Source organism: Cohnella fermenti (assembly GCF_004801405.1).
GTDB classification, from domain to species: Bacteria; Bacillota; Bacilli; order Paenibacillales; family Paenibacillaceae; genus Cohnella; species Cohnella fermenti.
The window spans coordinates 68,492-89,925 of record NZ_SSOB01000021.1; the positions used below are offsets into that span (position 1 = coordinate 68,492).

Below are 21,434 nucleotides of genomic sequence, written 5' to 3' on the forward strand. Positions count from 1 at the left end.
CCATAATAATGCGATTGCGATTACAAAGACAAAGGACGCTGATACAGCTTGATTAAGCTAAGCACACAAAGAGAACAACAAATTCGATACATCGGAATCGGGGAGGATGACTTGGCTCTGTTGGCGAGCCGATCATCCGAATTCACCGCCATCGTCGATCGTCTGGTCGACCAATTGTACGCTCAGATCGGCAGCCAGCCCGAGCTGCTCAAGATTATCGAGAAGTTCAGCACCATCGAGAGGCTGAAGGAGACGCAGCGATGGTACTTCCTGTCGATGACGGGCGGCTTCTTGAACGACGAATACTTCCAGAAGCGGCTGTTTGTCGGCAGGGTGCATTCCCGGATCGGGCTCACCACCAACTGGTATCTGGGCACGTACGTGCTTTATCTGGACTTGGCGACAACCTACTTGTCGCAGATCGTTCCCGGGGATTGGCACCCGATCATCCAGGCCCTGTCCAAGATGTTCAACCTCGATTCCCAGTTGGTGCTTGAAGCTTATGAAGAAGACGAGAAGGGGAAAATCCAGCGTTTGCTCGACAAGCAAAGGGAGATGCATCTCGGGGTTGGAGCCGCGGTGCAGGAGCTGGCCTCCATGATGGCCCAACTGTACGACAACAGCCGCAAGGTCGCCGCTAGCGCAAGCCGAACCGCCGAGAGCCAACAGCAGGCGCATGCGGGCATGTTGAGCATGGCGGAAGAGGTCGCTTCGATTCAGGAATTGGGGGGAATGATCCGCTACGTATCCGATCAGACCCATATCCTCGGCCTGAATGCGGCGATTGAAGCGGCCCGGGCCGGCGAGCAGGGCCGGGGCTTCGAGGTGGTGGCGAACGAGGTTCGCAAGCTGGCGAGTCAATCGAAGGAATCGTCGGTGGCCATCGAGAGCAAGCTTAAGCAGATCAACAGGCTATTGGCGGGGGTCAAGCAACAGTCGGAGCTGATGACCTCCTATTCTTCGGAGCAGGCGCTCGGCGCCCAGGAGCTCCTTGACTTCGTTCGCATGATCGAGCAAGTGACGGAAGAACTGGAGAAGCTGCAGCAGTAATCCCGTCCCTTATACGAAGAGCCCGCGAATCCCTTCGCGGGCCCTTGCTCATTCTATTCCGGCAGACGCTTGCGACCTCGGAAGCCGTCCTCCATGCTGTGATAGTGGTCGACTCGCTCCTCCCCTTCTTTCCAGCAGAGAAGCACCTCTTCCCCCTCCAGCACGGCAGGGAAGTCGACCAGGCCGGGGTTGATCATTTTCAGATAGACGCCTTGACGCTTGAAGTTCTCCACGAACAGGTCGATCTCCATGCTCATGAAGTCCAGCTTCCCTTCCTCCTCGAAGAACCTCGGCCCCGCGCCGCCCGACGCAATCTTCGAATCCGCTCCAGCCTTCATCTTCTGAAGCTCCATGTATCTCGTCTCATATTCACTCATGATGCCTTGCAACTGAAGCAGATTGCTTCTGAGCTCGGGCAACAACGCATTCGCTTCGTCAGGCGTGAACTGTTTTGTCATTTGGCATCCACTCCTCCCCTTAAGTGTACTCGAAGACGCGGTTAAATTCCATTTTCGGCTAGGGGAATGAAGGGCCGAACAACAAGAAGAGCCGAATGGACACGGCATTACGTGCGTTTGTTCATCTTCTGTTACTTGTTCATCTTCCGTTAATCGTAAATTCACAGAGTTCTGTTATAACCGAATTGTTAGATTAACCCAGCAGTGTTGGAGGGAACAGATAATGAGCGTGAATGGCGTCGGCAGCACGGGCTCGGTATGGCAACTGTATAACCAGGCCGCCTCATCCAACAAGTCATCGAATGAAGCAAGCGGCAACACCAGCAAATCGCAAGACTCTTATCAGATCAGCGAAGAAGCGATTAGGGCGATGCTCGAAGCTTCGGGCCAGTCCGATCCCTCCTTCTGGGAGTCGTCCACCGATTCTTACAGCGCCTCGGATTTCGGCGGCAGCAAGGCGACCCTCCCGCCGCCGCCTTCACAGCCGTCCCTGTCGGAGTTGCCTACGGAAGACAAGCGTTCCTTCCTGTCCGAGCTCTCTCAGTTGACCTCCGAGCAGAGTTCGGATACGACAGCCGGCTCGGGTACGAGCGAATCCGACGAGGCGCTTGCTTCCTTGATCGCCAGCCTGTCCTCAACCGATCTGGACAGCCTGTCCGATAAGGAAGTGGATTCCTTGTTCCAGGAGGCTATCGAGACGATCGGACCTCCGCCGGGACCTCCGCCAGCTCCTTCTTCGTTCGGGAACGGCACGAATACCGAAGAGGACGACGAGATCCAGCGTTTCCTGCAATCGCTCAATAACTAAAGAGGTGCCGGCGCGGACAGTTAATTGTCCGCCCCTCTTTATTTTTGTTCATCTCTGTGTTATACTATTAAACGTTCGCTTCAGATAGCGACACATCGAGACGTGGCTCAGCTTGGTAGAGCGCTTGCTTCGGGAGCAAGAGGTCGCAGGTTCGAATCCTGTCGTCTCGACCATCCAATTCAACGATCCGCAGCCTTCAGGCTGCGGTTTTTGGTTTGTTTTGGGGCATAATGTAGCAACCGTGTAGTAACGGGATGAAAATTGGCTCCGAAACCCGAAGTTCCGGAGCCCTTCCATTTGTTCGATTCAAGAAATTCATAGTTAGAACTTTTTACTCTGCCGCGCATGCTTCAAAGCTGTGATCGTATATTTTGTACCGTCTTCCGATGGACGAAATGAAACGATGAACTGATCGATGTAGATAATAAAAGTGTTCCTAAAGTGGCGGGACGAAAAAACCGTTCCCGTCTGTATAATTTTCTTTTCGATACGTTCCACTAATCTGATTCTGTATTCGTCCGTTTCTTGACTCGAGAAGTACTTGCTTTTAATTTGCGAAATACGCTTTAACGCTGGAACCGTCCATTCTACGATCATTAGATTTCTCCGTTTTTGATCATCTCAATCACTTGTTCGGTCGTATACACATGGCCTTTTTCGATTGCTTGCTCCGATTCTGCAATCATTTGCCGAACTTCCGGATCGGCGTCAAAATCGGCGATCAACTCAGCCATCATCCGTTCGGCGTTATAGTCATCATAGGACGGCTCCAGAATTTCATATTCTTTGCCGTTCAGCTTCACGACTGGCTTATGGTCCTCATTCAGGAATGGGCTAATAATATTTCCATTGCTGTCTTTGAGCTTGAAGTGCATGATGGCCGACCTCCGTTCGAACTTGCGATACAATTATTATACCCGACAACCAATTTTATGGATACTGCCCACAGCTCGCTTCATGCTTCGGGAGCAAGAGCCTGTAAATTCAGTTTAAGTCAAATCTGGCTGAAGAGGCGGCTCCTTTTCCGAGCGTCTTCTTGCTTCATTTCCGTATTCACATGGTCTCCGTATCGATCCAGCGTCGTCTTAACCTCATCGTGCTCCCAAGTCGGATTGCAATGTCTTTACTTCTACGCCGCTCTGTAAGCTCCATAAAGCGAAGAAATGTCGCAGTGAATGAAATCTATCGGGAAGTCCAGCGGACTTAAGAGCTATTTAAAGCTTCTGATGAAGTCGCGCGGCTGCAATGGATTCCCCATCGTGTTCGTAAAGTCAATTTCTCCTTTACTTCAACATAAAGAACCTTATCCAAGGAGTTACGTAGAGTCTCTCCCCTTAATTTGGTATAAAAAGTATATACCTCGCAATATACGCTACAAAGCCACATACTTAATTTAAATTTTTGAAATCTTATTTATCTCTATTTTATTAATTTCTATTTGGAGTGCGGTCAGTAACCCATCAAGAACACATTGCTGAAGAACAAAATATAAGTCTTGTACATCACTGGGCTTCTGTCTCTCTAAATCTTTATTTAGATATTCTAACAACAAGCTACTAACGTTTGTATTTAATTGAATGTGCATATGATCATGTCGATAAATTTTTATTCTTCTGAGTGCATAAAATAACCCTGAATAATTTTGTTGAAACTCATTCCAAAAGAACTTTTTATTTCCTAGAGATTCTCCGTATATTTCAATTGAATCAACAAAACATCTATTGCATATGTTAATAAATTGTATAAAATCCCTCTCGTCACTACAAATCTTAATGTTCACGAATTGGTCTGCTTCTGGAAAAGAATTAGGCCCAAATAGTAAAACCATCTTATTTAACTTAATTAGTTTCTCCAAAAAACGAAAATCCTTAATTACAGTGGATACCCTTCTTCTAAGCCACTCCTCACGTTGAGGTTTAGGTATAACCTTAAGTATTGTTCTCCTTCCCTCTTGGATTGCTAACTCAAGAGCAATATATCTTCCAATAACAGGGATTGGTATATAAGGTATACCATGCTGATCATATGCCAACAATCCATAAGACTGCAAATGCTTAATAAATTCACTGTGAAGAGATAATTCAACAAAGTCTCTTGTATGTCCACCTGCAAGTAATTCTAACATCTCGTATTCATTGGCATAAAATTGTTTTAACTCGGAAACAACATGTCTGCAGTAGAACGTAAGGTCAGAATCTCTTTTATCTTCATCTCTAATTAAGTAATTCTCTGTACAATCAAATGGTCTTGAAACTGCTTGCTCGTTCAAGGAATTATTTATTAAGCTACATGCAATCCTTGTTAGCAGAGGATGACCACCATAGCGGTTAAATATATAATTCATTGCTTCCAGAGAGAAGCTCATTCCCATTTTTCGGCCGAGTTTTCTAACCATTTCTTTCATTTCATCTATATTAAATCCAGTAAGATACCTGTGTGTAATAATCCCAAATAGAGGGTTCTGCACTCCATTAATAGTATCTTGCTCTACGACTATAGGATTCACTCCTGCTATTATAGAAACAATTTTCCGATTTCTACTTTGCGTGGTCCACATTGTTTGCCAAAAATCAATAAAGTCTTCCCCCCAGTGATTATCCAACTTTGCATTAAATGAAATATATTCTATCTCATCAAAAATAAGCACGATTCTCTGTCCTGAAGATAACTCGGACAACACTTTCTGAAAAGTCGATGAAATGTTTACCTCATCAAATTTAAGAACCGACTTGTCAAAATCATATCTCTCGCATACTTTTAAGATAATATTTTCAAGTAACTGATGCCACCTTAATTTTCTGACTGAAGGGTCCTTACAATCAAAATATATAAACAATCCTAATTGTTCTTGATTTCCCATTCGCTCTAACTTATAGAGTATAGATGTTTTTCCAGTTTTGCGTAATCCAAAAAGCCCTCTATTCTCACCGCGTTTGATTGAGTCTATGTACTCCGCAAGGATGTTTGACCTACCAAAAAAATATGTATCCTTTGCTAAAGGAAGCTTGTAATCAAAAAGATCTCTTGTAAAGAACTGTTTACTCAATTGATTTCTGATAAAAAATGAATCTCCTCTACTTTTACGAAGTTCATTTGCGTTAAAAGCAATAATTATTCTTGTTTCTTCGTTTTCTGAAATATACGTCTGAAGCCAATTATGAACACTATCATCTTCAGATATTAGAAAATAGTTGAGAGTTTCAACTCTTCCCTTTGCTGGAGAATCAGTTAGAAATTGTTCTGCCGCTTGTAAAGTACGTGGCTCCATACTTTCATACTCAGTGTACACCAGCAAAACTTCATGATTAAATCCAAAGGCTTCTTTCATAAATTCTTCTGGATTTAATATGTAAACTGAGAGCTCAGAGTTATAAGCTTTTCTTCTGTAACCAGAGGTCACGTAGAATCCGCTCAAAAAGGGCTTTAACAAACTCTCTTCTTTTGGAAAAGAGCTCAGATGCTTCTCCCAAACTTCTCTTCTAATCTCACCCAAAACCCTAGCCTCCAATCTAATAAATTCCTACGACATTCGCTTTAACTCGCTAAGATCGCTTCAGGTTAGTTTCGCTATTTCCGCCTTCTATATTTCTCAAAAATTAGAGCGCTTTCTTGTAGCTATCATTTATAGTACCATGTTTGGGCATATCTTCCTAGCAATTAAGTATTACGTCTAAATGAGGAAAAATAGTATTTCATGCCTTCCGAATGAAAGGTGCTGTCAGCAAGATCGATCGCGCAACACAAATGTGAGCAGCGTGAAAATGAGCCGCAATGCAACAACCATAACACAAACAAGCTCCCCTTCAAGACCGACGATCTATCCGTCGGATGCCGGAGGGGAGCTTGCGGTTTGTCAGGCTCTTCGATGCCTACTTCAGGCTATTGAGCAAATTGTACAGAACTTGGACACTCTCGGCGCGGGTTAAGGAATCTTGCGGAGCGAATTGCCCGTCGCCCCGGCCGCGAAGCAGATCTGCCGCGCCGGCAGCAGCTACCGCTTCTCTGGCCCATGCGCCGACTTGATCCGCATCGGTAAACTCGCTTATCGTCGCGCCTGTCGGCGGGTGGCCCGCTTTAAACTCATAGGCCCGGACGACCATGACGGCCATCTCCTGCCGGGTGACGACACCTTGCGGGTCGAATTCGCCGTCACTGCGGCCGGCGACAAGGCCTGCCTGTGCTGCGGCCTCCACGGCATCGGCATACCAGGAATCGTGCCGCACATCGGCGAATTCGACTGCGGCGCCGACGTCGGCAGGCTGACCGATCCCGAGCAGCCGCACCAGCATCGCGGCGAATTCGGCGCGGGTGACCGCCCCCTGAGGCTCGAACCGGGCATCGTCGACCCCTTCAATAACATGCTTCGCCGCCATCCGCACGATGACGGTCTTGGCCCAGTAGTTATCGTCCACATCCTCGAAGCTGCGGGTATATGCCAGAACCGCATATTGTCCTCCCCGCGGAACTTCAGCGGCAATCTCCCCGTCCTTCCACTGGCCTCCCATATAAACGAGCGTACCATCGGCCTCAACGGCATAAATTCCGAGCAGCTCGGGATCGGCAGTGCCGCCGGGCCGAATAGACAGCGTTATCTTCGCCTTATCCAATGGGGAGGAGGCGACCAACGTATCGCCGTTCTGGTCCACAACCTCCACTTCAATGCTGTACGCTTCACCGGCTGCCGTCCATTGAACAGCTCCCGGAACGGTTGCCTTGTCCATCGCTTGCCGCACCAGTCCGGAATCAACCGCTGCGGCCGTTATCCTGATGAGCGCTTGCTGTGCACCTTCCCCGGCACCCGCCAGCAGTTCGCGCAGCGCTTGACCGCTAAGCTCAAGAGCGATCCGGTCTCTCGACAGCTTCAAGGTGCCGTCCCCTTCAACAATGCCTGCCACATCCGCCGGAAGCAGCAGCGTGTCCTTCTCTTGGCTCCACTGTGCCTTGTAGCCCCCCGCTCCCTCCGGCTTCAGATCCTCACGGCTCAACTGCTGGGTCCCGGCCGGCTGCTCGGATTCGGAGCTCGGCGCGGAAGGCGCCGCAGTCGTCGGATTGTCCCCGCCTCCCGAATTATTCGTCGGTGCGGCAACAATAACGGTGCGGATCGCTTCCGCCGCCGCGTTGCCTGCCGTATCCTGCACATTATAATGGTACAAGTAAGTTCCGGCCACTCCGGTATTCACGGCGGCGACCAGCGCATCGCCAAGGGTAATCGTCGTCACCAGACGATCCGTAATCTCCCCGTCCCGGTCATCCGAAGCCGTGGCCCCGGCATCCGCATACGCCGCCCCATTGGCGACATTCACCGTTGCATCGCCCAACAGCGTAATTACCGGCTTCACCGTATCCTCCTCCGGAGGGGAGACCGCTTCTTTTTCCTCGAAGATCAAATAATCGATATTCCCGACATACGTTCGACTGGTCGAGAAGGCAAGAATCAGATCATGGACTCCCGTCACCGAGTTGTCGATGACTCCTGCGTACGGAAGGTAGGTATTGTAGTTGTCGGGCGTATCCTCATACACGGATGCGGTAACAGAGCCGATCTTGTTGGCCTCGTCAACGCTGTCGGCGTAGAGGGTGACCGCCCCCCCGGAGGAGGTCAACTTCAAGGCCATGTTCATCGTCACGCCTTGAATCCCGTTGGCCCCGAAGTCCACGGCGGCAATCGTCATGCTGCTTCCGTCCACCACATCCCCGATATAATTGTAGCCATTGGTTAAATTATCGGACATGCCCGTGGCCGCGGTCGCCTTCTTCGCATTGGGGGTTTTGCTCGCTCCGGGAGTAAAGGCCGAAGCCCACTCCCCTTCAATATTGCTGAAGGCGGATATTTTATAGTTGGTGGACAAGGGCGGCGAGGTGTAGCTGTCAAATAACTCATAGTTTGAATAAATGGCGGCTTGAACCGTGAACTCCCCATACTTCAACACGTTGATGACGCCGGTGGTCTCGCTTATCGTCGCAACAGCGGGATTGGACGAAGACCATTTGATTGTAAAGTCGGCATCCAACGGCGAGTAGACGGCTTCCGCACTCAGGGTGTAAGTCGTGTGTTCCCGAGTGGCATTCAGCGCGGCGGCTTCCGTCAGCGGTTCGCCATCCAATTGGAAGGTAAAACCGGTCACTTCCGACAAGTCCGCCTTGACCACATACGGATGGAAGACGAAGTAATCCAGGTTGCCCACGTACGTCTTGCCCGAATTCGGAGTGAACACCAGCGTCACATGATGGGTGCCTGTAATTCGTTCGCTGAAGGCGGTCTCGAATTCGCGATAGACACTCCAGTCGGCAGCTGTCGGCGTTGTCGCAAGAGAGCCGATTCGGCGGGCGTTGGCAATACTGCCGTCTGACGTGCCGTCTATATAGATATCGATGGTGCCGGAGGCATTGCTTTGTTTGACCGCCGCCGAGAACGTAACCGACTCCGCTCCGGTCTCCCCGAACTGGACATTGGAGTAGAATGCCCATGAATTGGCGAGAGATCCGCCCAGATTGTCCCCTTCTGCATGAACGAGGTAGTAGGTGTCGTATTCGCCCGCTTCAATTCTCGCATACGCATCCTTGGGTTCGTTGCCGATTCTCGTATCATAGACGCCGGGCGAAGCATACGACGCATCGGTTACATCCGACGCGGCGGCTATCTTCTGGCCTTCAACATATTTAAACTTGAACAACTGGCGCTGCGTCAGGTTGGTCGCTGAGATCGACTTATAGGAAGACACCGAGGCCGTCGGGCCGTTAAACGAAGAATTGGTCGTTTTTTTGGTCCATCCATAAGGTTGATCTTCGCTGTCTTTGGCATAAGCGATACGCATTCCCCTGTCCTTATTGGCTCCCATGGTGAAGGTTGCCGTCTGACTGGCATCCGTGGAAGACACGGAGTACCCTATGAATTTCTGCGAAGTGCCCAGAATAATGACGTTCTCGTCGGTAAGGCTGGTGTAGTAATGCGCATTAAAGTCTGCGACGGTCGGTTCCTGGGCGAATACATTGTCCGCATTATAGGTAAACCAGACAACAACGGAAGCGCCCGGTCGGATGATCCGGCTCTCGGGCAACTCCAGCACTCCTTCCCAGCTAACGGAAGCGTCCCCTCCGATATTGCCCCACAGGAAGGCGTAATCGTCGGTGGACAGAGACTTGGTGCCGACATTGGTCACTTCGAAGTAATTGAAGCCCGGACTCGCATTGGGGAAAATCTCCGAGATGACCGGTTTGGCCTCACCCGATTCCTGAGTAACGGTTAAAGTGTAGGTTGTGGTACGTCCGGCGGAATCCGATACATAAAGCAACAGAGTATTGGTGTCATCCTCCAGGTTTAACTCCAATCCGCTTTGCCCCTCGGCTTCTGCGGACACCGGATACGACTCCCCATTGAGACTTGCCGTAACGGCATACCCGCTGTTGTGATTCAGATCGAGAATCAGATCGCTGTCCGATACAAACAGTTCATAGGCGAAGCGACTGGCCGAGAACCCCGATACAGGCTCATTATTTATAGCAATGGAGTCGAACTTCGGCATCTGATTCAGCGACAATTCCGCATATACGGCCGAATGATCGGACAGGTACTGGTTCTTGATTATGTCATGCTTGTACACGCCCACATTGCCCGCCGAGACAAAGATGTGGTCGATGACGGAGGTCTCGTTGGCATTATAACTCTCGCCGAATCCGGCCGAGCTGGGAAGCGTCGAATAATCGTCGCTCACATATTTGGCATTCAGATAACCGTTCTCCCCATTCGCAAGATAGCGGTAGGCTTCCGATTGCTCCGTGGAGTTAATATCGCCCGTCAGCACCACCGGCACATGATAGATGGCCGCCAGCTCGTCGGCTGTATTCTTGACCTGAATGGCGCACAGTCGTTGGATATAGTCCGAAGCTTGGTGATCGAAGTGGGAATTGACGTGGATGTAGGCCACTTCGTCCGTGCCTTTGTATCTCAATACCGCGTACGACAGGACACGGGGCTTGGACATCCCTTTGTACAGGACGTTGTTCTGAGCGTCCAAGATATCCGCGTACTTGGAGGTGCTGACGCCGGGAGTGTCCGAGAACCAGTATCCCCCCGTCTTCTCAATCTCATATCGATCGCTTCGATACAAGATAGGCGAATATTCGCTGTATCCGCTTACAAGATTGGTGGCGCCGTCCTCCGCTTTATTGCCGGTTACGGCATATTGCGCCCCATTCCGATAGTCATACGCAACTAGACTGCCGGTAAGGTAATTCATCCACGCCTGGGTAACTTCGTTCAGCCCCATGGAATCCGGCTGCTTCTCGTCAACCAGAGCGGCAAGCATCTGCCCCCGGGATTGCCCGTCATGCTCCAGTTCGATCGTTTGATTCTCGCTGGTCAGAACATTGAAGCTCATGATCTTCAAGCGGTCATCGTCCGTTGCCGCACTGACGCTCGCTGCACTCGTGCCGGCAAACATGGGAACCGTCATGGCAATCATGAGCATATAAGTTATGATTCTTTGCCTCACATGAATCCCTCCTTGAATCGCCTTGCTTATCCGCCGCAAACAGAACTTGCCGTGGACGAAGACCCCCATTGCAGCGGGATGGGGGTCTTCCGGTTATCGACTGCTGCCGCAATTTACGTTCAATAAGAATGTCTGTATCACCTTGGCGACGCCGTCCTCGTCATTCGTTCCGGTCACCCAATCGGCCGCGCTCTTCACGATGTCCTGCGCGTTGCCCATGGCCACGCCGAGACCGGCGGCTTGGATCATCTTCAGGTCGTTCAGGCTGTCGCCGCAGGCGATCACTTCTTCCATCCGTATGCCCAGCATCCGGCAGACCTCCCGAAGGCCGCTGGCCTTGTTAATCCCCCTGGGGTTAACCTCAATGCTGTGAGGGCTGGAATTGGTCAGCTCATATCGGCCGACAGCGCTCAGCGCCGAGTGAAGCTCTTGAAGCTTATACGGGTCCGTGCATTTAAATCTGAACTTCAGCCAGGCATCGTCGGGCGAACGTTCGATCCGTTCGGGCCAATTGTTCGCCGTACACACGTCCTTCACCGTGTAGGCCCAGTAGTAGCAGGAGCTCCGCCTCCCCAGCTCATAAAGCTCCTCCACCCACTCATTCGCAAGCGGATGACGGATCTTCAGACAACCGGGGGCGGCCCAGACTTCGCTTCCGTTCACGGATACAAGCGGCGACTGAAGCCCAAGCTGACGAACAAACGGCTCGATGCTCTGCACTTCCCGACCGGTCGCGAACATGACGGTGATGCCGCACTCGGTCGCCCGATGAATCCATTCGCAGGTTGTCTCGGATATCTCGTTCCGGCTGTTCAATACCGTGCCGTCCATATCGAGAGCGAGCAGCTTGTATCTGGTCAACAGCCCATTCCCCCTACTTCTTGAACTCCAGATGCTTGATTCCCAATTGTTGTTGAATTGCCAGTTGAGCAACCCTCATCTTGATCTCGGGGCTATGATGAAGCAGAACGATGTCAAGCCGGACGGCGTCTTCCTCCAACGTATCCATCCTCAGCGACTTTACCCGAATATCTTCCTCGCGGAGCAAATTCAACAGAGGAGTCGGATCGCCATTCTTGCCCAGTGTTACCGTGTATGTTGCGGTTTTGTTATTCGGAAGAATCCGTTTCTCCACTCGCTGCAGAACGAATAGACTGATCAACGCAGCCAGGAAGGTAAGCAGGGTTCCGAAGTAAAACCCCGCTCCGATTCCAATTCCGAGAGCCGCCACCACCCAGAGGGAGGCCGCCGTGGTCAAGCCCGAAATCTTGTTGCCGGTGCGCAGAATCGTACCGGCCCCAAGGAAGCCGATGCCGCTGATGATCTGGGCGGTCAGCCTCGCCGGGTCCATTCGCACACTCTGCTCATTGACGAACTGGCTAAACCCATAAGTGGAGATCAAGGTGATCAGGGTGGAGCCCAGGCAGACCAGAATATGCGTACGGAAGCCCGCATGATGCTGCCCGTGAGCCCTCTCCAGGCCAATGATGCCGCCAACCAACAGAGACAGCCCGACACGGATGCTGATCTCCAGATCGTTAATCGCCCAGATGGAAGACATCGCGGTCATTAATTCCTTCCTTATACAAGTTGGCCGTGACCCTCAAACGGATAATCAATCGCGATTCGTCCCGCTTGACAATCCCCGATCCCGCTGTACAGATCTGCCTTGCCGTCGTCTCTCATCGTGATGCCGGAAGTGAACGCGCAATCGATCAGATGCGACGTCTTCGCCGGTCCCTCCGGGTAGCAGGTGCGGCTCCCAATGACATGAAGATCGAACGACTCTCTCGTCGCGGGATCGAATACGAACGCCATGTTGAGATACACTTTAACGGGGCCTCCCGCTTCATCCGTGGTGCGGTAGCAATGATGACCGATAATTCCGAGCTTGCCGCTATCCAGAAGATAGGCCTGGTTGACCCCGCCCCATTCTCCTTCGCCGAAGATCCCGGGAATATAAGGGGCCTCCTCGATGACCGCAGCGGTCAACTGTTCCAGATTGTCGATAACGGTGAAGCCGATCATCGATTCGCTGCCGTACTTCTCGCGCGTCTCCGGACCTCTGGGCCGGGAGAACACGCCAATCTTGCCGTCAGCCAACTCAACCAGACGAATATCCTTCATTCTGTTCGGTCCGGAAGTGAAGTAATACAAGTTGTGAAGGTCCGTCCCCCGATGGAAGTATCCGAAGTAGGTTTTGACTCTGCCTGCCTCGTATTGGACATGAGTGCCGCCCATGACCACTTCATCGCCGATGATGCTGACATAGGGGTCCTCCAGCGTGTAGATCATGCTGCCCGGCACAACGGTCCACTGATCGGGTCCCGTCTCCTCGAAGAGCCGCACCCACGAGCGTGCCCATTCCTCGCGTCGTTCCACCCGTCCGAATAAATAACGTTTCCCTTCTCTTGCGAATGGAATCGAGATGTTATACACATCGAAGCCATCGACTCCGTGGAAGGCCAACGTCGCGCTCTCATAAATTCTCTTGGTCTGTTCGAATCTCTGTCTCTCGGCAAGCAAGGTCATGTCGTCCGCTCCACTCCTATTTCTTCCGTATTCGTGCTTATTGGGATTGCTTGGCCAGATACTCGTCGAACTGCTTCTGATATTCGGCTACCACTTTATCAAGGCCGGCCTTCTTCATCTTGCCGAGAGCTGCGGAGAAGGACTTGTCGTACTCCTGCACGCCCATATAGATCGGCGTAACGCTTGCGGCCGCTTCGGTCGTAATATTGGTGTATTCCGTTCTTACATTGGTCGGATCGAAGACAAAATTGGCGGCGATGCTGTTAACGGCATCGGCATTCAGCTCGTACAGCACCTTGTTGTTGGCAGGAATGCTGTTGACAAGATCGAAGCGCATGAAGTTGATGTTGCCGAGCTGGGATTCGGAGCCTTTGTACCCCGGCTTGTTGTTGTTGTCCGGGTCGTTGATGGCTTGCATCCCTTTATCGCCATCCTTGGTATAATGCTCGCCCTCAATTCCGTATTGAACCAGATCGTAATTCTCCTGGCTGGCCAGCATCCAGTTCAGGAACTTCACTGCGGCCTCCGGATGTTTGCTGTTGACCGGCACTGCGTTGCCGTTCTTGAAGGTCAGCGGGCGCAGGTATTCCTTCTCGGGATTAAACCATACGACTCCGATATCCTCTACCGTTGCTTCCGGGTTGTTCTTCTGCAGAGCGCCCAAGTTGCCCGCCGTGCCGAAGTTGACAAACCAGTCGCCGCTGTCGAGCTGCGCTTTGGCCTGCTCTGTCTTCATCACCAGAATATCCGGACTTGTGATTCCTTTGGTGTACAGCTCGCGCATGAATTCGGCATCTTTCTTGAATTCCTCGGTCTCGATCCAGGACTTCACTTCGCCATTCTGGTTCACATAGAAGAACTTGTCCTTGACGGTGAACGGGAACGTGTCGTACGTCCGGTGCAGGATCGTCGTATGCAGGCTGATTGGATCGAAGGTTGCAGTTGTCGGAAGATAAGGCTTGCTGCTTCCCTTCCAATTGGCCATCACCGTCTCCCACGCACTGATCAACTCGTCCGGAGTCGTCGGCACTTCAAGATTGTTCTGACGAAGAATATCCAGACGAATGTCGAACTCCCCTTCGCTCGCCATTTCTACCCAGAACGAAGGAACCGCATAATAGCTTCCGCCAATTTTGGCTCCATCGAAGATGTCATCCGGAATATTTGCTTTTAAATTCTCTCCGTACTTCTCAATGGCATCGCTGATGTCAGCCAGAGCGCCGCGGTTGTAATAACTGGAGAACGGCGTGCGGTCCTGCATAATGTGGAACAAATCGAACTCTTCCCCGGTCGACAGCATGAGATTGAGCTTCTGGTCCCACGCATCGCTCGGGATAAAGATCTTCTCGACTTCGACTCCGACACCGTCTGCCGCCAGCTTCTCATTCACTTTCTGGAACACTTCCGCATAGTCCTTCGGCTCCGTGCCCGGTACAACGTATTTGATTTTGACCGGTGCGGCCTGCTCTCCTTGATTGCCTTCCTGTGTCGCCGGTGCGGCTTGGCTTGCGGAGCTCTCGGGAGAACCGACGCTGTTGTTGCCGTTGTTGCCGCCGCATCCCGTCAAGGCAGTCAGACCCGCCATTGCGGCAAGCATCATCACATGTTTCTTCACTTGAAGTGACCTCCTCTTCATATAAGCAAGCAAATATATATAAGCCCCGAAGGGGTTATATCAGCCTTTGACAGAGCCGATAACCAAACCTTTGACGAAGTACTTCTGCAGATACGGATACAGGAAGACGATCGGGCCAATCGTGACAATCGCCGTCGCCATCTTGACGGATTCCGACGGAAGCGTATAATCGTCCGCTCCTGCGATCATGGTCATCTCATTGATCATGCTGATCTCCGACTTCAACTGCAGCAGCATGAATTGCAGCGGGTACAGATCGCGGTTGTCGATCAACATAATGGCGTTCCACCAGTTGTTCCAATAGTCGAGCCCATAGAACAGCGCTATCGTGGCGAGTACGGGCATGCTGAGCGGAAGGAAGATGCGGAACGCAATCGTAAGATCGTTCGCGCCGTCAATCGTTGCCGACTCTCTTAGGGAGTCCGGTATTCCGCTCATAAAGTTGCGAACAAGGAACAGATTAAACGGACTGAAGAGAAGAGACGGAATGATAAGCGCCAGAATGTTGTTCGTAAGTCCCAGCGCTCTGTTCATCAAGTACCAAGGGACGATGCCGGCGGTGAATATCATCGTGATAAAGAAGTACAGAGCCAGCAAATTCCGATATCTCACACTCTTATTGGATAATGTATAGCCGGCCATCGCCGTTATCGTTACAGCCAGCACCGTGCCGACCAATGTAACGACGATGGTGATCATATAGCTGTGCAACGCTTGCGAACCGCCGGTAAAGATCAACTTGTACGCCAACAGAGAGAAGTCCTCCGGGAACAAGCTGTAGCCATTCCTTAAGATCGAATCTTCGTCCGTTATCGAGATCATGAGAACCAACAGCATCGGCAGAAGACAGATCAACGAATAAATCGTTATGCCCGCATACATGATCGTTTGACTTAAAGTGCCTCTTCTCATTTGTTATCCTCCTAGCAAGCTGCAACGACTGCATAGATGAATGGTTCTAATACAGGGCGCCGTCTCTGAAGTACTTACGGGTCAGCAGGTTGGTGCCGAAGACGAGGACGAAGCCGACCGCGGACTGGAACAATCCGACGGCCATCGCCTCCGACGGATCGCCGACCTGCCGCAAGGAACGGAACACATAGGTGTCGATAATATCCGTTGTTTGGTACAGAGTTCCATTGTCGCCGACAAGGGCGTAGATCATGCCGAAGTCCCCGTACATGATTTTCCCGATCGAGAGCAGCGTTAGAATAATAACTGTCGGCATCATTAGCGGAATGGTGATCCTCAGGCACATCTGCCAGCGATTCGCCCCGTCGATCTGAGCGGCCTCATACAGTGTGTCGTCGATTCCGGTAATGGTAGCCAGATAAATAACCGCACTCATTCCCGCCCCTTTCCACACATGCATGAGTGTCAGTATGACCGGCCAGACGGTCGGTTCCGTATACCAATTGACCGAAGGCAGCCCTAGCTTGTTCAGAATCTGATTGATAATTCCCATGTCCATGGAGAAGAAGGCATACAGGACGTAGCTAATGACAATCCAGGAGATAAAATGCGGGAACAGCATGACCGATTGGCTAAGCTTCAGGAAGAGCTTCTTGCGAAGTTCGTTTAGCACAAGCGAGATGGCAAGGGCCGTAAGCGTGCCGAACACAATAAACAAAACATTGAGGAAAATGGTATTGAAGGTAATTGTAAACGCCTTGTTCGATCGGAAGAAAAATTCGAAATTGTGGAACCCTACCCATTCGCCGTTAAAGATCCCCTTCTTATAATTAAAGCGCTGAAAGGCAACAAGCATATAGGGATAGGTCATGTATCCAAATATAAAGGTGTAGATCATAGCCGGCAGGACCAATAGATAGGAAGCCCGATTCCTGACAATATCCATTCCTAGATCCACTATGTGTTTCCTTCGAAGCTTCGTATCCAAATTTGCAGCCTCCTGCTTAACGTAATTGTCCCTTGATCGGTTAACCCAATTGTAGAAGGGAGCCGATTCCGCCGTCTATTTCAAATACCTGTTCCGGCTTTCATTATGCGGCGAGAGGCTTTCAAAATCGCAGAACCGCCTTTCATTTTTGCGGAGGGAGGTACCTTTCTGACCGCATTTATTTTATAGTAAAAAGGCTACGCGCAGAGGGATGGAGGGGGCTTCATGCGATACACGATGAGTCGATTTTTCAGGTACAAGGCATTTCAGAAGCTCGCGGTATCCTACTTCCTGCTGATTCTGGTCACCGTCACGCTGCTGTCGGGAGCGCTCTTTTATCTTTTCTCCAGAAGCGCCGTGAACGAGATCGATCGCAATTCCAAAACCGTTCTCTCGCAAATCAGTTATGCCTCCGATGTGATCTACAACCAAGTGATGACCGTCGGCAACGCCCTTATAAACGATCCGGAGATCATCTCGTTCCTGAACGAACAAACGGAAGACAAAACGAGCAACTACCATATATTCGGACAGCTAAATCAGATCAAGAGCGCCTATCCGTATATCCACCGCATCGGGATCTACCGCGCCTCTACCGATACCAGTGTGGATACCGCCGGTTTGCCGTTCGACAAGAGTCTGTACGAGATTGGCTCCGAGCAGTACATGGAATTCTATCCAAGCGAGGTCACGGTCAGAGGCATGAATAACAACATGCCGTTCCAGCTTCTTACGTTCCTGCTGTATCCGGACTTCTCGTTCCACTCTACCGACAATCCGCTGATCTACATCAGCATTGAAGAGCAATCGTTGTTGGCGACAATCCGCACGATTGGCAAGGTGGAGACGGCCAACAATGTGTTTGTCATTAACAACGAGGGGCAAGTGCTGTCGCATACGGATACCAGCCTGTTCCTGAAGGATTGGTCGCAGGAGGACTATATTCAGCGAATTCTGAAGAGCGGGAACGCCGAAGACAGCTTTACCCTTAAGATCGGACATGTCAAGCATCAGATTGCTTACGTCAAGTCGGTGGATATGGACTGGTTTTTTGTAAGCGTTACCCCTTACAACAGCCTTATCTCCAACATTCACCAGCTTCGCAACATCACCATGGCCATTACCTTGGGAATTGTGCTTGTCGGTCTGCTGGCTTCGATCTTCTTGTCCCAGAATTTATACAAGCCGCTGTTGTCCCTGTTTGAGAAGCTCAAGCTCAGGTCCGTGCCCGATTCCACCACCCCGATTATTGACGAGTACAAAATATTGACGGAAGTGTTCACCACGCTCGAAGAGAAGGAGCGATCGATGCAGCATGTGCTGCACCGCTCTACCCAGACCGTCCGGGAGCATTACTTGCAAGCCCTGATCAAAGGCAGCGTCGGGGATGTCTCGATTCCGGAAGACATCATTCGGGATATCGACGGGCAATTGCCCGGCCCGTATTTCTCCGTTATCGTGTTCAAGATTGATCAGATCAGAAGAGTAAAATCCAGAGTGAACGCAGAACAGCATTCCTTGCTTCGGTTCGCTCTTGGCAATATCGCCAAGGAGATCCTCGGAGAATTCGGGGAATGCGAATTAATCATTACGGACGAGAATGAAGTGGTGGCCGTCTGCCAATACCCGGACAATGAGCTTCCCTTGCATCTTAAAGAAGCGATACGCGGCGTGCAGAGCTTCCTGAAGCGCTACTTTAAGCTCACGCTCTCTGTCGGAATCGGAGACCTGGTCTACGGGAGGAAGAACGTTCAGCATTCCTATACTTCAGCCCAGCAATATGTCAAGTATCGTCTGATTTACGGGACGGAAGCGATTCTGGACGCCGCGGTTATCCGGTCTCATCTGTTGAGCCAAATAAGCTATCCGGTCGCCTCGGAGAAAAAAATTATCGAAGGGGTTCAGGCCAGACACGAGGTGGCGATTAAGGCGGGGATTGATGACTTCATTGCATTGGCGGCTTCCGGGTCCTGCAATCAATTTGTTGCCTACAGCCTGCAGCTGTTATTATCCCTTCTTAAAAGCTTTGAATACCTGCAGTCGATGCCCGAACATAACTTTAACGACTATCTGGATGCGGTGACGTCTATTGAAGAAGCCGAGCATCTGGAGGAAATTCGAGGCGTATTCGAGAGCTATTGTGCCGAGATATGCGTCTTGATCGAGCAGAGGAATAATTGGCAGCAGGCGCAGAAGCACAACAAAGTCATGGAGCAAGTGCAAACCTTTATTCAGGAGAACTACGCCGAGCCCAATTTATCCTTGGAATTGGTAGCCGGGTTCTCCGGGTTATCGTCGAGCTATCTCGGCAAGCTGTTCAAGAGCTCGACCGGACAATCGTTCAGCGAGTATTTAAATCACACACGATTGGAGAGGGCCAGCCAACTGCTGGTCTCTACCGACGCGACCGCCGCGAAGATCAGCGAATCGGTTGGCATGTATAATATCAGCTACTTCTCGACCTTGTTCAAAAAGAAATACGGCGTCTCTCCTTCCGTTTACCGGGAACAGGCACTGTTGAGAGAGGAGCCTCCGATTCGTTGATCGGAGGCTCCCCTTCATCAGTAAATCTTGATTGACGATACGACGTCGTTAAAGCCGTCGTCCGACAGCTTGTTGTCATCCGCCGTCCTGGTTAATACCGCGCCTTGGAAGTTGTTATCCTTATAAAGCTCCACCGTGCTGCCGCCGTACACTCGAAGCGAAGAGAGGCTGTCGTTGGAGATGCCTGCCTCTTGCAGTTGAGCAAGCGTGTAGCTCCCCTTGGGCAACGACACCGCGATGCCGCCATAATCGGCGTCCTTATAGAACGTTGCGCCTTCCTGCAAGCCGAACGCTTCGAATTCATAGATGCGCGCGGCCGTATTGGCAGTCTGCGTGGCATCGGTAATGTAGAGCCGCAGATAGCGGGCAATCAGGTTGACATTGTGTGTCGTGATATTGGCCGTATTGTCTGTCACGATGACAGCATCGGTCCAGCTCGTGCCGTCATTGCTGTACTGTATTTGATAGTCGGCCGTATTATAGCTCTTGGTCTCCCCGCCGCTCGCCGCGTGCTTAACGACGAACTGGTAGACGTTCTTGACCGCTCCCAGATCGATCTTCAGCCAGTGCGGCTCCGCGCCCGATGCGCACCACTTGCCCGTGGCGACGTAACCGTCGGCGCCCAGGGCAGGCTCTTCTCCGGAATTGTAGGCATCGGCCGTCTTCGTTCCGGCAACCGCCAGGTTGACGTAGTCGTACAGCTCAATCTCCGAGATCTGGAAGCTTGTCGCATTGTTGCTCGTGAACGAGAAGCGGATATACTCGTATCTTGTCGTATTGCTCATTCTGAATTCTCGCGTCTGATAGCGAAGCGGGAAGCTCTCGTTGGTCCTTGTATCGATTGTCGTCCAGCTCGTGCCGTCGTTCGAGCCTTGCACCGTCCAGCTCTTGGGGTCCCGAATGCCGGAATTGTCGTTCGCCGACGTAAGCTTGTAACGGTTAATGGCATACTTCCCGCCGCCTCCGAACTGGTATTGGAGCCACACATCCGTACCGTGAGGCACGTAATACTTGGTTGTCTTGTCATTATCGAACGCCTTGCTCATGTCCTCGTTCGCAGGGCTGTCCGTATAGCGGGCCGTTATCGTTCCGCCAGTCGCCCGATCGGCTTGCGGCTCTCCCGTTCGCGGAATATCAACGTTCACCTGCAGCGGATAGTGATCCGAAGGATACAGGCCGCCCTCGTTGTAATAATTGATCTCGACCGAGTTGATCTTCACCGCGTTGCGCTGGAAGATCCAGTCGATGTGCTGGTTCGCAAGATCCTTCTCGCCGGTCCACTTATGACTTGTCCCGTCGTCGGTGAACGGCTTCCCAAGCTGTGCCCACGTGTCCTGGAAGCTCGAATTGTTCAGCGTGCTGTACACCGACGTCGTCTCGTCGCTGTTGAGATCTCCTCCGATGAAGACCGGCGTATTGTCCGGCTTGACGTAACTGGCAATCCGATCAAGCAGCAGATTCGCCCCTTGCAGCTGGGCTGTCGCATTCAGGGAGAAGTGGGTGTTGAAGTAATAGAAGATCGCCTGGTTGTCCGACTTGGCGCGGAACTTGGCCCAGGTCACAATACGCGGATAGCTGCTGTCGCTTGCGCTCTTGCTGCCGGCAACGTCAGGGGTCTCGCTGATCCAGAATTGGCCGGACTCCATGACGTCGAACTTGTCGGTACGGTACATAATGTTCGAATACTCGTTGGTCGTATCCCCGTTGCGAGACTGCCCGATCGAATCGTAATTGGACAATTGATCGATGAAGTAGTCGATCTGCACCTTGTACGCTTCCTGCATGCCGATAATATCCGGTCCGTATCCGTTAATTGCGTTGACGGCTCGGGACTTGCGGTTGTCCCACGAGTTGACGGTGCCGTCGTCGCCATGCAGATTGCGGACATTGAAGGACATCAGCTTGAGGTTGTAGGTGTCCGTTCCGGAAGGATTGGAAGCGGCCTCGGCTACATGAGAACGGTTACAGAACGGGGCAATAAGCAGCGCGGCTACAAGCATGACGGACATCCATT

The 21,434-nt window shown here is 51.4% G+C and carries 14 protein-coding genes and 1 tRNA gene; 4 read left to right on the top strand and 11 right to left on the bottom strand.

Annotated features, from left to right (window positions below):
- Positions 1–48 precede the first annotated feature (48 nt).
- On the top strand, positions 49–1,050 hold the full coding sequence (locus E6C55_RS35220; RefSeq protein WP_136371050.1) for a globin-coupled sensor protein: 1,002 nt from the start codon (positions 49–51) through the stop codon (positions 1,048–1,050).
- Between the two features lie 53 nt (positions 1,051–1,103).
- Here the strand turns inward: E6C55_RS35220 and E6C55_RS17215 are convergent, their stop codons facing one another.
- Positions 1,104–1,508 carry a DUF2203 domain-containing protein gene (locus tag E6C55_RS17215; protein ID WP_136371051.1) on the bottom strand — a complete coding sequence of 135 codons (405 nt, stop codon included), beginning with the start codon at positions 1,506–1,508 and terminating at the stop codon, positions 1,104–1,106.
- 223 nt (positions 1,509–1,731) lie between these two features.
- On the opposite strand from E6C55_RS17215, the gene E6C55_RS17220 reads away from it, so the two are divergent.
- Both E6C55_RS17220 and E6C55_RS17225 read left to right on the top strand, forming a co-directional pair.
- Entirely contained in the window at positions 1,732–2,316 is a 585-nt protein-coding gene (locus tag E6C55_RS17220) for a hypothetical protein (RefSeq protein ID WP_136371052.1), read from the top strand.
- A 96-nt stretch (positions 2,317–2,412) separates the two neighbouring features.
- A tRNA-Pro gene (locus tag E6C55_RS17225) sits at positions 2,413–2,489 on the top strand.
- Between the two features lie 423 nt (positions 2,490–2,912).
- On the opposite strand, the gene E6C55_RS17230 is transcribed toward E6C55_RS17225, so the two are convergent.
- From E6C55_RS17230 to E6C55_RS17270, 9 genes are all read right to left on the bottom strand, one after another.
- Positions 2,913–3,191 (bottom strand): hypothetical protein, encoded by a 279-nt coding sequence (locus E6C55_RS17230; protein ID WP_136371053.1) that lies wholly within the window; start codon positions 3,189–3,191, stop codon positions 2,913–2,915.
- A 518-nt stretch (positions 3,192–3,709) separates the two neighbouring features.
- Positions 3,710–5,809 carry an ATP-binding protein gene (locus E6C55_RS17235; RefSeq protein WP_136371054.1) on the bottom strand — a complete coding sequence of 700 codons (2,100 nt, stop codon included), beginning with the start codon at positions 5,807–5,809 and terminating at the stop codon, positions 3,710–3,712.
- A gap of 376 nt (positions 5,810–6,185) precedes the next feature.
- Positions 6,186–10,808: an S-layer homology domain-containing protein gene (locus E6C55_RS17240; protein WP_168735706.1), complete on the bottom strand. Its 4,623-nt coding sequence runs from the start codon at positions 10,806–10,808 to the stop codon at positions 6,186–6,188.
- A gap of 93 nt (positions 10,809–10,901) precedes the next feature.
- Positions 10,902–11,669 carry an HAD family hydrolase gene (locus tag E6C55_RS17245; protein ID WP_136371056.1) on the bottom strand — a complete coding sequence of 256 codons (768 nt, stop codon included), beginning with the start codon at positions 11,667–11,669 and terminating at the stop codon, positions 10,902–10,904.
- Between the two features lie 13 nt (positions 11,670–11,682).
- Positions 11,683–12,378 carry an MgtC/SapB family protein gene (locus E6C55_RS17250; RefSeq protein ID WP_136371057.1) on the bottom strand — a complete coding sequence of 232 codons (696 nt, stop codon included), beginning with the start codon at positions 12,376–12,378 and terminating at the stop codon, positions 11,683–11,685.
- A gap of 11 nt (positions 12,379–12,389) precedes the next feature.
- On the bottom strand, positions 12,390–13,340 hold the full coding sequence (locus tag E6C55_RS17255) for a DUF1861 family protein (protein WP_136371058.1): 951 nt from the start codon (positions 13,338–13,340) through the stop codon (positions 12,390–12,392).
- A gap of 37 nt (positions 13,341–13,377) precedes the next feature.
- Complete coding sequence (locus E6C55_RS17260) at positions 13,378–14,955, bottom strand: extracellular solute-binding protein (RefSeq protein WP_168735707.1); 1,578 nt, start codon at positions 14,953–14,955, stop codon at positions 13,378–13,380.
- Between the two features lie 60 nt (positions 14,956–15,015).
- Entirely contained in the window at positions 15,016–15,888 is an 873-nt protein-coding gene (locus E6C55_RS17265; protein ID WP_136371060.1) for a carbohydrate ABC transporter permease, read from the bottom strand.
- A gap of 46 nt (positions 15,889–15,934) precedes the next feature.
- A complete protein-coding gene (locus E6C55_RS17270; protein ID WP_330999633.1) occupies positions 15,935–16,846 on the bottom strand; it encodes an ABC transporter permease in 912 nt (303 codons plus the stop codon).
- Positions 16,847–17,101: 255 nt separating this feature from the next.
- Between E6C55_RS17270 and E6C55_RS17275 the strand changes: the two genes are divergently transcribed.
- Complete coding sequence (locus E6C55_RS17275; protein WP_136371061.1) at positions 17,102–19,420, top strand: helix-turn-helix domain-containing protein; 2,319 nt, start codon at positions 17,102–17,104, stop codon at positions 19,418–19,420.
- A 17-nt stretch (positions 19,421–19,437) separates the two neighbouring features.
- On the opposite strand, the gene E6C55_RS17280 is transcribed toward E6C55_RS17275, so the two are convergent.
- Positions 19,438–21,429 (bottom strand): discoidin domain-containing protein, encoded by a 1,992-nt coding sequence (locus E6C55_RS17280; RefSeq protein WP_168735708.1) that lies wholly within the window; start codon positions 21,427–21,429, stop codon positions 19,438–19,440.
- Positions 21,430–21,434 lie beyond the last annotated feature (5 nt).